Genomic DNA, 13,915 nt, shown 5'->3' on the forward strand with positions numbered 1-13,915 from the left:
ACGTTGATCGTCATGATTGCTCAATGAACACCGTCACGGCGTGTCAGATGCGAACGCGGCGCGAGTCGCTCGATTCGGGCCCACTAACCGGCCTCGCCATCAACCAACATTGCAATGTACTTGGAGATCCGACGCGCGCGCGTTTCGGGCTTTTTTGCGTCGTTGACATTGTAGAGGATCGAGTAGCGATTCGCGGCGCTGACCTTGGCGAACGCCCGCTTGGCCTTGGCGTTGCGATCAAGCGCCGCCTGCAGCTCCGGGTGGACCTCGATTGTCGCCGCGCCAGCGTAGGCCGCGTCCCACCGACCATCTGCGCGCGCAGCCTGAACTTGCGCGAGGCCGGCGGGCTTCAGCTTGCCCTCTTCGATCAAGCCCTCGACGATCTCGCGGTTGATCTTCGACCACTTGCTGCGCTTGCGACGGGGCGTGAACCGAATCGCGTAGTACTGCGCGTCAATGCTGCGCTTTTGACCGTCAATCCAGCCGTGGATCAACGCGCCTTCGCGGGCCTCCACGTAGTCGATTGACGCGATCCCGCTGGCCTTCTTCGCAAGCTTGACCCACAGCCCATCCGAGACTTTGTGGTTCACGCCCAGCCACGCCAGCCATTGTTTCATGGCCGGAAAGGCCAACGTCGGGAGTTCATCTTGCTTTGCCATCACAACCTCGACATGGGTCGACTAGAGACTTCGCGCAGACCAAGACCCCCGCGGAGGTCTTGGGCCGCCCAGAGTCTAGCAGACCGGGCACCCGAGTGAAGGGGCCCGGCAAGCGCCTGGCCGCACGCAGAGCAACCAAAATGCGGCAGCCCTCGCGCTGCCGTTCAGTCCTCGCTATCGTCCGCCCCGTGGCCCCTGCCCCGATCCGCTGGATCTTCGACGAGCTCCCCCCGTCTGGGGCGCGGCGCGGCGGCCAGGCTGCGGAGCACGCGTTTGGGCATCAGCTTGGCTCGTTCGTGCGCGAGGTGTGCCAGAACGCCAACGATCAAGCGCTGGGTGCCGCGCAGATCGCCTTTGAGCTGGTCGAGCTCGAGGGTGAGTCACTCGCGGCCTTCTTCGAAGCGGTGCACTGGCCAGCGCTGCGCGACCACCTCGCGGGCGCGGGCCAGACCCCAACCCCAAGCGGCCGGCGGCTGGCCGAGTTCCTGTCCGAGCTCGAGACCAGCGATCGCCTGCTCGCCCTGCGGATCGAAGATCGCGGCACCGTTGGACTGACCGGCGACGAGGACGGCGAGGGCTCGCACTTTCGTGCGCTGTGCAAAGACACCCTGTTTAGCGTCAAGCAGAGCGACAGCGCGGGCGGCAGCTACGGGCTTGGTAAGTCGGTGCTGTGGAGCTTCTCGGGCCTCTCGACGGTGCTGTTCAGCTCGCAGCTGTCCGAGGATCCCAAGGGTCGTCGCTCGCCGCGGCTCATCGGTCGCGCCGAGCTGCCCTACCACGAAGTCAACGGCGAGGGCTTCACGGGGCCGGGGTGGTTCGGACGCGCGGTCGAGCTCGACGGCGACCGACGTCGCGCGGAGTCTGTGTGGTCCAAGCAAGCGCAGCGGCTCGCCCAGCGGCTCGCCCTCGAGCGCAGCGAGGCGGCGGGCACGTCCGTGCTGGTGCTTGGGTTCCGCGAGCCCGCGGCCGAGCAACAGCTGCAGCCAGCCGAGCTCACCGCCAAGCTGCGCGAGCACGCCGCCCAGTGGTTTTGGCCAGCCATGCAGCCCGACCAGCGCGGGCTCGAGATCCAGGTTGGCGGCGCGCCCGTCGACGCCGCGGACCTCCCCGAGCTCGCACCCTTCGTCGATTGTTGGCGCCGCCGCGACCACGCCAAGCCCACGCTCGAGCGAGCGGGTGACGTCGCGCGGGTCCCCGTTGCGATCGAGCTCCCGCGGCCCCGCGTGGGTGGCAAGAGAATCCGCGGCACCGTGGATCTGATCGTGCGGCTCGCCGACGACGACGAACCCCACGCGCGCACGCTCGCCTGCTTTCGCGGCGCCGGGATGGTGGTGGCCTACCGCGATCTCGCCGGAATGTCCGGGCTGCGACCGTTCCACGCGATCTTGGCGTGTGGGCGTGGCCGCGATCCCAGCGACCCGACCCACGAAGATCTCGCGATCGAGCGCTTCTTGCGAGACGCCGAGCCGCCCGGTCACGACAGCTGGCACGCCACGCCCGCGGTCAAGGACATGTGGACCCGCGGCTACGGGCAGGTGTTCTCGCGCCTGTGGGACGGCGTGGGCGCTGCGCTGCGCGAGCTGCTGGCCCCCGTCGCCGCCGCTGGCGTGCAGGGACCGGAGCGCCTGCGCAAGCGCTTCGCGCTCGGTCGCACCGGTCGATCCGCGAGCAAGGGCCCCAGCGCGTTTCACTTTCGAGAATTCCAAGCCCAGCTCGACGGCGATATCTGGCGCTTCGCCGGGACGATCGAGCCGGACCTGGGCGCCCGGCCCTGGCGCGCGACGCTGTGCCTGCACCACGTGGGTGAGGACGGCGCGCCCGTTGGCGAGCTGGCAATTGCCACGCTGCACACCGAGCCCGAGCTCCCCGTGGATCTGCACGGTGGCAACGCGGAGGTCGAAGTCCCGCTTGGCGTGCTGAGCCTGGCGGTCACGGGCAGCGCCGAACCAACCCGCACCGAGCTGCTGGGCGCCGAGCTTGGCCTGCGCGTGTTCGGTGAGCTGCAGGAGCCGCCGCCATGAAGCAGACGGCGGCGTCGGAGCAGCGATTTTTTCCGTGGGTCCACGAAGCGCACGCGCTGAAGCTCGCGGTCCTTGGCGGCCAGCTCGACGCGGACACGAGCGTCAGCGTCATCGATCGCCTCGACCCGCGCGGCCACACCGTGGATCTCAGCGCGGCGTGGCAGCGGGCCACGCTGGATCTTCAGCTCAGCGTGCCGTCACGGGTTGTCACCCAAGTCGTGGGGGCCCACGAGCGCGACGACCCACCGCTGGCGATCCTGGTCGCGCTCCGCTGCGATCGCACCCGCGTGCGTCGGCAGGTGGGGCTGCTGAACTGGAACCAGGGCAGCGGCGGCCGGTTCGAGCTCACGCTCGAGCTGCGCCGCGACGAATTCGCGGACGTCGCAGAGATCGACGCGTTCGTGATCCGCTCGCGCGCCGCCACCCACGACACGCCCGGCGTGGCTTCGCTCGCGGGCGCTCGCCTCGCCAGCGCGCGCTCGTGGCAGCTGCTGATCGACAAGCCCATTGAGCGCGCTGGAAATTACCTCGACATTCAATACCGCTCATTCGCCCAAGAGCCGTCGATCCCACCGCCTCAGCGAGCAAGCCTGTACCGGCTCGACCTCGCCCGCGAAGATCCGATCTTGTACCTCAACGCGGATCACGAGCATGTCCGCGCCGTGCTCGACGCCAAGGGCACGACGGGGCCCCGCGCCCGCGCCCGCGAGCTGCTGTTCGAGCGCATCCAAGCCGGCGTGTGGACGCAGCTGTTCCTGTCCGCCAGCACCCGCTTTGTCGAAGACGGCGACCACGCCTACGCATGGGAGCGATCGGTCCTCGATCAGTGGCTGGTCCGCCTGTACCCCGACGAAGTCGACGACGCGGCCCGGCGCGAGCGCCTGTGCCACGACCATCGCCAGCTGCCAAGCTTGCTCGTGCAGCTCGACGCGGTGATCCAGGTCTCGGGCGAGCTCGCACAGCTCGCAGCCAAGCTCGCGGATGAGATCTCATGAGCGCCCTGTTGCAGAGCCTGGCCCCCACGGGCCGCCGACTCGTGACCCAAGAGCTGGTCACGGGCCAGCTGCAGCGCCACGCCGCGACCGCCTGGCGCGACCACGTCCAGCCGCTCAGCCACGCGATTGAGCTCGAGCAGCTCGACCTCGGCCTCGCGCAGATCATGAGCGTGGTCCCCCAGCACTCGAGCCAGATCGACGCGCGCGCTGCTGTCGCGATCCACCGCGCGCTGCCGATCTCGAGGCGCGTCGCCGCCGACCCTGGGGTGTTTCGATTCCTCGCGGTCGTGCATCAGCCCGCGTTCGTGCGCCACCGCTACGAGTTTCAGTCTTGGGCGACGATGCGCGATCGCTTCTGGCGCGCCGGGCTGCGCCATGACTGCAATACCTTCTCGCGACTGTGGTGGATCGCCGAGCTCACCGTGATCGATGGCGACTACTCGCTGACCGAGCGGGCGTTCTCGACCCAGTCCGTCGCCATTCAGGTGTTCATTCGCAAGTTCGCACACTATCGGCCGGCGGCCGCGGCCTGCATCGAAGCGCTCGAGCAACAGCCTGGCGGGATCGTCGAGCGGGTGCTGCCGCGCTTCAACGCGTACCTGAGCACCGTGCCGCTCGAGGGGCAGGACCAGGCCCAGCTGCGGGTGGTCCTCGACGAGCTGATCGACCTGGCCTGGGACGAGCGCGCCGACGACGGCGGTGGTTGAACGAGCGCTGACCAAGCGGCCATGCACGCCGCGCCCTACGCGCACCCTAATTGTTCATTATTCTGGACAAATCTACCATCTATTGCTAAACATATTGAACATCATGGCCAGGAAGAGCAACCCGCCGCTCCCCGCTGTCCGCCGCCTCCTGGTCGGGCTCGGCGAGAACATCCGGCTCGCGCGGCTGCGGCGGCGCCTGTCTGCAAGCTTGGTGGCCGAGCGCGCTGGGATGTCTCGCACGACCCTCGCCGCGATCGAGCGGGGCGAGCCAAGCGCCACGCTGGGGAGCTACGCAAATGTCCTGCACGTGCTCGGTCTGCACGGAGACCTCGCTCTGCTCGCGCGCGACGACGAACTTGGGCGCAAGCTGCAAGATGCCGGGCTGCCCACGCGCGGCCGCCCTCGGCGTCGGGCCCGAAAGGACGATGATGATCGCCAATCATGAGCGCGCGATCCAGGTGTGGGCCGACTGGTCGGGTGCGCCGCTGTCCCGCGTGGGTGTGTTGTCGGCTGTGCGGGTGCGCGGGCGCGAGGTCTTCTCGTTCGAGTACGACCAGGCGTGGCTCACCAGCGAGCACGCGTTCGCGCTCGATCCTTCGTTGAGCCTGTATCCGGGGCCCCACTACCCTGCGGCTGATCAAGCGAACTTTGGCGTGTTCTTGGACTCGAGCCCGGATCGGTGGGGTCGCGTGTTGCTCGAGCGCCGGGAGGCCCAACTCACGCGCGAGCAAGGGCGGGCGCGGCGGCAATTGATGGAGTCCGACTACTTGCTTGGCGTCTTCGACGGTCACCGAATGGGGGCGCTGCGATTTCGCTTGGCGCCAGAGGGCCCCTTCCTCGACGACAATGTCGAGCTCGCCTCCCCCCCATGGACCGCCCTGCGCGAGCTAGAAAATGCCAGTCGGCAGCTCGAGCAAGAGGGGTCCGAGGAGCACCCCAACTACTCGCGGTGGCTCACGATGATGCTGGCGCCCGGCCGCTCGCTCGGCGGCGCGCGCCCCAAGGCCAGCGTCGTCGATCACAACGGGTGGCTACATATCGCCAAATTCCCGAGCACCGATGACGATATTGACGTTGGCGCGTGGGAGGGCGTGGCGCACGAACTCGCCAGCCGCGCGGGCGTGGACGTGCCAACCTCGACCTGCGCTCGATTCGCCAGCAAGCATCACACCTTCATCTCGCAGCGGTTTGATCGGACACCCCAGGGCCAACGCCTGCACTTTGCGTCGGCGATGACGCTGCTGCAACGCACCGATGGCGAAGCATCCGATGACGTGAGCTACCTGGAGTTGGCCGAAGCCCTGATCCAGTCGGGCGCAGAACCCAGCAAGGATCTCGAGCAGCTGTGGCGGCGCATTGTCCTGTTCGTGTGCATCTCCAATGTCGATGATCACCTGCGCAATCATGGGTTCATGTTGACCCAAAATGGTTGGCGGCTGTCCCCGGCATACGACATCAACCCCGTCGCGTGGGGCGAGGGGCTGAGCCTGAACATCTCGGACAAGGACAACGCTCAGGATCTGCGACTCGTGCGCGAGGTCGCGGAGATGTTCAGGGTTCGCAAGGATCGGGCGAACGCGATCATCGATCTGGTGACCGGGGTGGTTCGAGGTTGGCGCGAAGTGGCGACAGCGCGCGGGATCTCGCGGCGGCAGCAAACCGAGATGGAGCGGGCGTTTCGGGTGGCTGACGCAGCGGGCCCGTGACCCGCTGAACATGACGCGCGAGCGTCCAGATGCCTACGTGGTCGAAGGCGCGGCCCCGGCCTTCTTCTCGATCTCGGCCTGAAACGCCTCGGCGGCCCGCTCGCTCGCGGCCCGGCCCGCGTTGAGCTGGCGGACCATGTCCGAGACCTCGTTCTCGAACCGATCCCGGGCGGCCTTGTCCTCGGCCTCGACCTGGAACTCTGCGAACTGCTGGACCCGCTCGATCACGTCGTCCACGGTCACGCGCTTGCTGTACTGATCAATGATCTCGCGCCGCCGCTCGAGCGTGGCCTTGAAGTAGTCGTTTGGGTACTCGAAGTCCTGCACGTGCGCGCGAATGTTGTTTGTGATGCTCTCTACGTTGCGCCCCGACAATTTACTGTCAACGCAAGCCTGCCCAGCCTCGAGCCAGCGCGGGTCATCGGGGTTGACGAAGCGCCGAACGTCGCGCAGCAAGATGTCGCGCATGAGCTTGACGAAGTCCTGCGCGCTGACGGGGCCCGGGACCGTGAAGGGGTTTTGGGCGATGCGCGAGCGCGTGGCCTCGTCCATCTGCATATAGTTGGCGTCGCAGATCATGAACCACTTGCCGTCCTTGGGGATCAGCGTGCCGTCGAAGATGCCAAACACCGCGCCAAGGTTGTTCTTCTCTTCCATGCGCAGATCACCGCTGCCGCGGCTGGCGAACGCGGTGTCGATGTCGGGCCAATACACGCCCACGACCCCGTCGAACCCGTAGATCTCTTCTTTGAAGATCTTGACCAGCTGGTTGGCGCTGGCGTTTTGATACGCGCTGGCCCAGTCCGTGCGGCGGATGACCTTGAACCGGGCCGGGATGTCGCGCTCGCGGCAATAGTCCAGGAAGTAATTGCCGATCGCGTGGGCGGTGATGGTCTTGCCGCAGCCCGGCCGGCCAAGCCCAAACAACACCGGGTTGATGCGCTTGGGGCTGGTCCCCGCCTCGAGGTCGAACGCGGCGACGTCACGGGCGAGCTTGAGCCCGGCCTGGACGTACTCTTCGTTGCCAACGATGTCCTCGACGCGAACCGGGCTGAGATCCGTGACCGGATCCATGGCCGCGCGGGAGTGAAAGCCCTCGTAGCGCAGCTCGCCAACGGTGACCCGGCGCTTGGCAAGCGCGATCCCAAACGGGCGCAGGCGGCCAAGGTGGGTCAGGCGCTGAACCGCCCCGTGCAGCTGGGCGGCGAAGGCCAACAGCGTGGTCACGATCCAACCCTCGCGGGCCTCGAGCTTGGGATCTGCGGCCTCGGGCTTTTGCTGGGCCTGGGTCTGCAGGTAGTTGGTCGCCATCTTGGCCAGGCGCGGCAGCAGATCACCCACCGTGACCTCGAGCAGATCCTCGAGCCCGTCGGCCTCGAGGTCGCTCTCGATCTTCGGGCTTGGGGCCAGCGGGACCAGCCCAAGCCGCAGCTTGTCGAGCAGCACCGTGGTCGTGAACGCACCAACGAACAGCCGCTGATCTCGGGTTGGCTCGGGGATCGCCAGCGAGCCGGACTGGGCGATGTCCTCCATCAGCGCGCCCTGGATCGCCTGACCGGCCTGCTGCGCGACATCAAACGCCTCAACCACCGCGTCCAGGGTCTGCAGGCTCAAGACCGTGTGACCGAAGGGCGCCTTGACGACCTTGTGGATCGCGGACGGCAGCTTGCTGTCGCTCAGCAACCGACGCGCGCCGGGCCGATCGTACCCGCCGGGCAGCGGCTCGATCGTGATGGGGCTGGCAGACCGGAGCGGGGCGTCGGACGCGGCGTCGGACATGCGCGCGAGTGTACTGGACCTGCGCGGGCAATGGGGGCCCGTGATCCACTCCACGCGACCTGCATGCGAGCGCATCCCCACGCCAAGCTACCCCAGCGGCGGGCAGCGCCTGCGCTTCGGGTTCAGGGCTCGACAACGGTGATCGTGAAGGCGGCCTCGTACTCCGTCTCGCCGCGGAACTTCCTGGTGATGCGCAAGCCAGTTGTCCCGGGCGCGACGGCCTTGAACACGAAGGTGCCCGTGGCCTTGTCGGCCCCCGTCTTGCCCGCGCGGTCCGCCTTGGATTGCTCGAACGCCACGTCGGTCCGGAGGTGTTGGATGATCTGTGGATCTTCGACCTCGAACACCGCGCCGTAGCCAACCGAGGCGTGATCCGGGTACGCGTAGTACAGCTCGGCGCCAACCGGGGCGGTGATCTCTGTCTGGAGGTCGCCAAGCGTGATCGCGCTGCTGGCCTGGGCCGGCTCCTCCTCGACTTGCACGGGCGCGGGCACGGGAGGCTCGGCGGACGGGGTGGAGCTTGGTGCCGGCGCTGCGCAAGCAAGCGCGAGCGCGGCGATGAGACAGGCGGAGACTCGTTGCGATGACATGGTGGTGGCGCTCTGGCGCCGGAGCGTACTCGCCTGGACGGGCTTCGCAACCGTCGCAGGCGTCGGCGACGGTCGGTCGCGGCAGTCTCGAGACCGTCTCGAACAGTCTCGAGTTGGGCGCTAAACGGCCGAACTGCGGGCGTCACAGCGAATTTCCGATCCACGGTCACTGGCACGCTGATTGCTCATCGGACGAGCGATGCCGGATCAAAGCCAGTCGCCTTCACCACTCGCGTCCAAGAATCGCCGGCCAGCCGTCATTGCGATCGCCGCGCCACTTGTCTTCGGATTGGCCTGGTTCGCGCTTGGCTCCTCCGAGGAGTCGGCCGCGGTCAGCGAGGTCCGCGAGGGCGAACAACAGCAGCGCGCCAGCCTCGTCCACCACGCTCGACTCAGCGCCGCGAGCTCGCAAGGGCGCCTGTGCAGCTTCGAGCCCGGCACCGCGATGGCCTATGAGGTCGTCAGCCAGACCAGCGTCGAGATCGACATGAGCCGGCTCGCGGACGAGGTCGACGCTGGCGGCCAGGCGCAGGTCCACGCGACGCAGGACCAAGCCCAGCAGATCGACCGCAGCTGGCACGTCGAGCTCGTGGCGGTCGCGCGCGACGACGACGGCTCGAGCGTCCTCGCGGCGCGCATCGACGACGGCGGCATCACGGCCAGCAACGGGGCCCCCACGGCCTCGGCTGGGCTGTCCGACACCTTCTTGATCCGCGTGGATCCCCGCTGTGGCATCCGCGAGTTTGGCTGGCGCAGCGAGGGTGACCTCGACGCCGCCCGCGAGCAGCAGCTGATGGCCGCGGGGCTTGGGTTCATCGCGCCAAGCAAGACCAGCGAGGCCGGCAGCTACGGCGGGACCAGCTTCGACGCGACCGGTCGCTACGCCGCGCGCTTCAACTACGAAGACGGGCGGATCAACGGCGCCGCTGTGTCCTACGCGATCGGCAGCGAGACCGGTCGCGTCGCGCCGATCGCAGTCGAGATCCTCGCGTCGACGATCGAGGTCGAGCTCGCCGCCGACGCCTGGTTCGAGACGCTGACCAACGAGCGCGACCTCGAGTTCAGCCTTGGCGACCGACCCTTCGGCACGCACTTCCGCTCGACCCAGGCTCGCCGCGTCGCGCCCAACGGCTTCTCGCCGCAGGTCAACCTCGCCGACGGCGGCTGGAGCTTTGGACGGCTCGGGTCCAAGCCGCGCGACCCAAGCACCGACTTTGATGAGGCGCTGCGTGAAGTGCCGCTCGACGACGCGCTCGCCAACTACCGCGAGCTGGTCGCGTCGGGTTCGGTCAGCGACTACGGCAACATGCTGCGCGACTGGCTGCGGGCCAACCCCGAGCAGACCGGCGAGCTGTTGGCGCGGCTGCGGTCCGGCGAGTTCGACCAAGAGCGTATCGCTCGTTCGGGCCTGTTCTACGCGCTGGGCTCGGCCAACACCGAGCAGGCCAAGGGCGCGCTGGTCGACATCCTTGGCGCCTGGCCCGACGTGAGCCACCAGATCGCCGCCGCGCATGCGCTGTCGATGGTTCAGCAGCCCACGCCCGAGATGATCGAGCTCGTCGCGGCTGCGGCGAACAACGAGGGCCTCGCGTCGATCGAGCGTGGCTCGATGGCGCTGGCGCTCGGGACCGTGGCCAACACCGCCGCCGCCCAAGACCCCGAGCTCGCCGCCCAGGCCCGCGGACAGATTCATGACTGGCTGGCCGCGCCCGCCGACGAGGCGCAGCTGGGTCACGCCCTGGCTGCGGCGGGCAACGCTGGGCACGACGAGCTCGCTGACGTGATTGGCACCTACGTCGACCACGAGAGCCCAACGGTCCGCAAGCAGGCCGCGCACGCGATGCGGCAGATGTCGCCCGAGCAGGCCTATCCGCACCTCGAGCAGGCGCTTGGCGATGAAGATCGGGTGGTCCGAACCAGCGCGCTCGAGACCGCGACGTCGGTCGCCCGCCGCCATGATCAACAGCCAAGCGAGGGCCTGATCAGCCTCGCCGCGGACAGCCTCGCCAGCGCTGCGCAGGCCGAACAACGAGCCGCCGTCGCGCTGCTCGGCGAGGCTGCCAAGCACGGCGACGCCCAAGCCGACTCGTTGCTGCGCGAGCACCTGCACGCGCAGCTCACTAGCGACGATCGCAACCCCGAGCGCCTCGCGGCGCTCGGCCGCAGCATGTCCGGCCACTGGAAGGCCGCGAACTAGCTCAGTCCCCCTCCAACGTCCGCCCAACGTCCGGCCCGGTGGGACCGGCGAACGGCGCCCCCTTGCCCAACGACAGATCGAGTCAAAGCCAATGTCCAAACAAGTCATCACTCGCACCCTCTGCACCTTCGCAGTTCCCCTCGTTCTCGCCACCGGTTGTGGTGACACGACCAACTCCGACGGCGACGAAGCGGCCGTCGCCAACGATCACATCACGGTGACCAAGCTCGAGATCACCAGCGCCGATGATCCGCAGCTGTTGCATCCGCTGCGGGTTGCGATTAACGCGGAGCTGAGCGGCGAGGCCTACGCGACCGATCTCCTGATCGGCATGCGAACCAGCGACGGCGCGGCCGGGTGCGTGCTCGGGGCGATGCCCGTCGAGCACACCAGCGATCCCGAGCAGCTCGAGGGCGTCGACTCGCCCACCGCGTACGCAAACGAGGCTGAGTTCATGGTCGACCGCGAGTGCTACGAGCTCGCTGGGCGCGACGACGTCGAGCTGTTTGCGTCGTTCGACCCGTGGAACCGGATTGGTGATCGGGTGATCGACGCGTCCAACCCCACGGGCTACGACATCTACTCGGTCGTCGCCGCGGCGGCGGTCAGCCTCGAAGGCTGTGAGACCTGCGAGACCCAGTACTCGCTGCACGACAACCCCGGTCTCGATGCGCAGCTGCGCGAGCTCAACCTCTCGTCGGTGGTCGCCGTGGTCCCGGTCGCCGCCCCTGATGGCGAGGCGCCGGCACTCGTCAATCGCCCCGACTTCAGCGTGACCTCGCGCTCGCGGATCACCGGGCTCGCCGACGGCAAGGCGCTCGACGAAGGACAGGTCCACATTGCCCACCACATCCGCCCGCTCGGCTCGACCGACGCCGGGCTCCCGCTGATCCAACGCAAGAATGACGAGCCGAGCACCCTCGCCAACGTCGAGGTCCCGAGCAACGGCGACCTGACCGTCTCGAGCGCGCTGTACCTCGAGGACGCCGCCCGCGAGGCGATCGTAAATGGGGCCTGGTCGAACATCGAAGAGTTCGAGCTGGTCACCTGCCTCGAGACCCAGTTTGATCAAGCCGTCTACCCTGGCGAGCTCGAGCCGCGGGCCAACGACTGCGCGGCGGTCCCGGTCGTGATCGTGCGCCAAGTGGTCGGTGAAGACGGCCTCCCCGTGTCCCAACCCGGCGCCGCCTCGGCCCGCAGCGCCGAAGTGTGGGGCGACAGCTGGGGCGCGAACAGCAGCTACGGGTTTGGCTACTCGGGCCTGAGCTTCGAGACCTGGCTAGACGTCAACGGCTCGGACGGCGCGGCCACGACCTACAAGGGCATCGAGATCCACAGCGCGGGCTCTTGGTTCGAGGCGGGCGTGTACTCCGAGGGCACGGTGTTCGACAACTCCGTCGACGTCCTCGACATCTACGCGACCTTCATTGGCTACGACTTTGGTGGCGGCGGCGTGGCGATGGGCGCGTCGATCTTCACCTACGAGTTCATCCCGGAGTTCGAGATCCAGCTCAGCGACGGCGACCCGGTGTCGCTTCAGGACATCTTCGACGCGGCCAGCCTCGACATCGATCCAACCTTGACCAAGAGCGTGAGCCTGGTCGGCGTCAACTTTGATGATGGCTGCGGCTCGGTCAGCGCGGGACTGTGGCTCGAGGGCACCGTTGGCATCGACACCGAGCAGACCACGATCACCGCGAGCACGACCCGGCAAGGCGTCGAGGTTGAAGGCACGATCACCCCGTTCATGGACATCGCCGCCAAGGCCGGGACCACCGTCAACTACAGCGAATACGTCAGCGGTGGGATCATCGCCACGCTCAACCTGCTCGAGCTCGACGTCCCATTCACGGTCGGGGTCGAGGTCATCGACTACTCGCCGCTCTCGGCCGTTCGCTTGGTGTTCAACGAGTACGCCTCGGCGTTCCTGACCACGCTGTCCGGCGACATCACATTTAGCATCAACTACACCATCCCGTGGCCAATCTGCTGGGCGAACTGCAGCGGCGACCACACCCACACCATCGCCAGCTGGAACGGCTACAGCACGACCATCGACTTCTTCGACCTGACCCAGATCGTCAACGTTGGCGACGACAAGCCCAGCGGGACCTGGTGCACCGGCTCGACCCAGGAGCTGTTCGCTGGCGACTTCAACGGTGACAGCGCGACCGACTACCTGTGCCACGGCACGGACAACGGCAAGAAGTGGATTGACTTCCAGAGCGGCGGCGCCTTCGGGGGCACCGATTGGGTCCGGAGCGCGAATTGGTGCCTGGACAGCTCCGGCGAGCTCCTGGTTGGCGACTTCAACGGTGACGGCCGCGACGACATGCTCTGCCACGGCTCGTCGACCAAGTGGATTGACTACGCCGACGCCAACGGTGAGTTCTGGGGAACCGACTGGTCGGCGGCGTCGACCTGGTGCACCGGCAGCAACGCCGTGCTCTACACCGACGACTACGACGGCGACGGGCGCGACGATCTGTACTGCTACAACAAAGTGAGCGACACCAAGTACCTCGACTACGCCGACGCCAACGGTCAGTTCGGCGGGACCGACTGGACCGGCCCCACAACCACCAACGCGAAGATCAAGGCCGCGTGGAACAACAACCTTTGCCTCAACGTCATCGGCAACAACAGCTCGTCCAACGGCCAGTCGGTCAACCTCTACAACTGCAACTCCGTGGCGGAGAGCTTTGACATCTACTTCCCGCGCGACGGCCAGATCCGCGCGACCTGGAACGATGGCATGTGCCTCAACGCGGTCGGCAACAACTCGTCGACCAACGGGGTGGACGTCAACATGTACGACTGCGACTCGGTGTCCGAGTCTTGGGTGTTCGACCCCAACGACAACAAGATCCACGCGGAGTGGAACCCGAACATGTGCCTCAACATCGTCGGCAACAACACGATGAACAACGGGGCCAACGCCAACCTGTACAATTGCGCCGACGTCACGGAGACCTGGATCATCGTCCCGCAATAGCCCCACGGGCTCGACTACGCCGCGTCCCGAGCACTTGCTCGGGACGCGGCTCGTTCGGGTCCGTGACGGCGTGCGAGAAGCCCAGTCAGACCGGGTGCTACATCGCGTTCAATAGCTATCTGCAGGGTGACGGGCCGAGCGACGACCCACCCACGAACCTGGCGAGTGGGTTGGTCAGGAGACCACCGCCTCAGGGCTGCACCAGTATGACGTTGCGCTGGCCATGGGTGACCTGCTGGAGGGCACGCGCAAGCGGGCGACCAAGC

General features: G+C 67.3%; 10 protein-coding genes. 7 read left to right on the forward strand and 3 right to left on the reverse strand.

The features are described 5' to 3' along the window. Nucleotides 1-83: 83 nt before the first annotated feature. On the reverse strand, nucleotides 84-617 hold the full coding sequence (locus tag DB30_RS01655; protein ID WP_240480138.1) for a YdeI/OmpD-associated family protein: 534 nt from the start codon (nucleotides 615-617) through the stop codon (nucleotides 84-86). A gap of 230 nt (nucleotides 618-847) precedes the next feature. Between DB30_RS01655 and DB30_RS01660 the strand changes: the two genes are divergently transcribed. From DB30_RS01660 to DB30_RS01680, 5 genes are all read left to right on the forward strand, one after another. Then, nucleotides 848-2,680: a hypothetical protein gene (locus DB30_RS01660; RefSeq protein ID WP_052546179.1), complete on the forward strand. Its 1,833-nt coding sequence runs from the start codon at nucleotides 848-850 to the stop codon at nucleotides 2,678-2,680. Beyond that, nucleotides 2,677-3,675, forward strand: a complete 999-nt coding sequence (locus tag DB30_RS01665) for a hypothetical protein (RefSeq protein WP_052546180.1) — start codon at nucleotides 2,677-2,679, stop codon at nucleotides 3,673-3,675. The genes DB30_RS01660 and DB30_RS01665 overlap by 4 nt, the downstream gene beginning before the upstream one ends. Next, entirely contained in the window at nucleotides 3,672-4,382 is a 711-nt protein-coding gene (locus DB30_RS01670) for a DUF6339 family protein (RefSeq protein WP_052546181.1), read from the forward strand. The genes DB30_RS01665 and DB30_RS01670 overlap by 4 nt, the downstream gene beginning before the upstream one ends. 103 nt (nucleotides 4,383-4,485) lie before the next feature. Then, nucleotides 4,486-4,827: a helix-turn-helix domain-containing protein gene (locus DB30_RS01675; RefSeq protein WP_052546265.1), complete on the forward strand. Its 342-nt coding sequence runs from the start codon at nucleotides 4,486-4,488 to the stop codon at nucleotides 4,825-4,827. After that, on the forward strand, nucleotides 4,811-6,088 hold the full coding sequence (locus DB30_RS01680; protein ID WP_205632883.1) for a type II toxin-antitoxin system HipA family toxin: 1,278 nt from the start codon (nucleotides 4,811-4,813) through the stop codon (nucleotides 6,086-6,088). The genes DB30_RS01675 and DB30_RS01680 overlap by 17 nt, the downstream gene beginning before the upstream one ends. 33 nt (nucleotides 6,089-6,121) lie before the next feature. On the opposite strand, the gene DB30_RS01685 is transcribed toward DB30_RS01680, so the two are convergent. Both DB30_RS01685 and DB30_RS01690 read right to left on the reverse strand, forming a co-directional pair. Then, nucleotides 6,122-7,867 carry an AAA family ATPase gene (locus tag DB30_RS01685; RefSeq protein ID WP_052546183.1) on the reverse strand — a complete coding sequence of 582 codons (1,746 nt, stop codon included), beginning with the start codon at nucleotides 7,865-7,867 and terminating at the stop codon, nucleotides 6,122-6,124. 122 nt (nucleotides 7,868-7,989) lie between these two features. After that, a complete protein-coding gene (locus tag DB30_RS01690) occupies nucleotides 7,990-8,361 on the reverse strand; it encodes a hypothetical protein (protein WP_052546184.1) in 372 nt (123 codons plus the stop codon). 295 nt (nucleotides 8,362-8,656) lie between these two features. On the opposite strand from DB30_RS01690, the gene DB30_RS01695 reads away from it, so the two are divergent. Then, nucleotides 8,657-10,654 carry a HEAT repeat domain-containing protein gene (locus DB30_RS01695; protein ID WP_205632884.1) on the forward strand — a complete coding sequence of 666 codons (1,998 nt, stop codon included), beginning with the start codon at nucleotides 8,657-8,659 and terminating at the stop codon, nucleotides 10,652-10,654. A gap of 91 nt (nucleotides 10,655-10,745) precedes the next feature. Further along, complete coding sequence (locus DB30_RS01700; RefSeq protein ID WP_052546186.1) at nucleotides 10,746-13,649, forward strand: ricin-type beta-trefoil lectin domain protein; 2,904 nt, start codon at nucleotides 10,746-10,748, stop codon at nucleotides 13,647-13,649. Nucleotides 13,650-13,915 lie beyond the last annotated feature (266 nt).

The sequence above is a fragment of the Enhygromyxa salina genome, from assembly GCF_000737335.2.
GTDB lineage: Bacteria > Myxococcota_A > Polyangia > Nannocystales > Nannocystaceae > Plesiocystis > Plesiocystis salina_C.

What these genes read in the sequence shown, in the direction of transcription:
- DB30_RS01695 (WP_205632884.1), top strand. Translation starts at nt 8,657, where the DNA reads ATGCCGGATCAAAGCCAGTCGCCTTCACCACTCGCGTCCAAGAATCGC.
- DB30_RS01670 (WP_052546181.1), top strand. Translation starts at nt 3,672, where the DNA reads ATGAGCGCCCTGTTGCAGAGCCTGGCCCCCACGGGCCGCCGACTCGTG.
- DB30_RS01685 (WP_052546183.1), bottom strand. Translation starts at nt 7,867, where the DNA reads ATGTCCGACGCCGCGTCCGACGCCCCGCTCCGGTCTGCCAGCCCCATC.
- DB30_RS01655 (WP_240480138.1), bottom strand. Translation starts at nt 617, where the DNA reads ATGAAACAATGGCTGGCGTGGCTGGGCGTGAACCACAAAGTCTCGGAT.
- DB30_RS01665 (WP_052546180.1), top strand. Translation starts at nt 2,677, where the DNA reads ATGAAGCAGACGGCGGCGTCGGAGCAGCGATTTTTTCCGTGGGTCCAC.
- DB30_RS01675 (WP_052546265.1), top strand. Translation starts at nt 4,486, where the DNA reads ATGGCCAGGAAGAGCAACCCGCCGCTCCCCGCTGTCCGCCGCCTCCTG.
- DB30_RS01700 (WP_052546186.1), top strand. Translation starts at nt 10,746, where the DNA reads ATGTCCAAACAAGTCATCACTCGCACCCTCTGCACCTTCGCAGTTCCC.
- DB30_RS01680 (WP_205632883.1), top strand. Translation starts at nt 4,811, where the DNA reads ATGATCGCCAATCATGAGCGCGCGATCCAGGTGTGGGCCGACTGGTCG.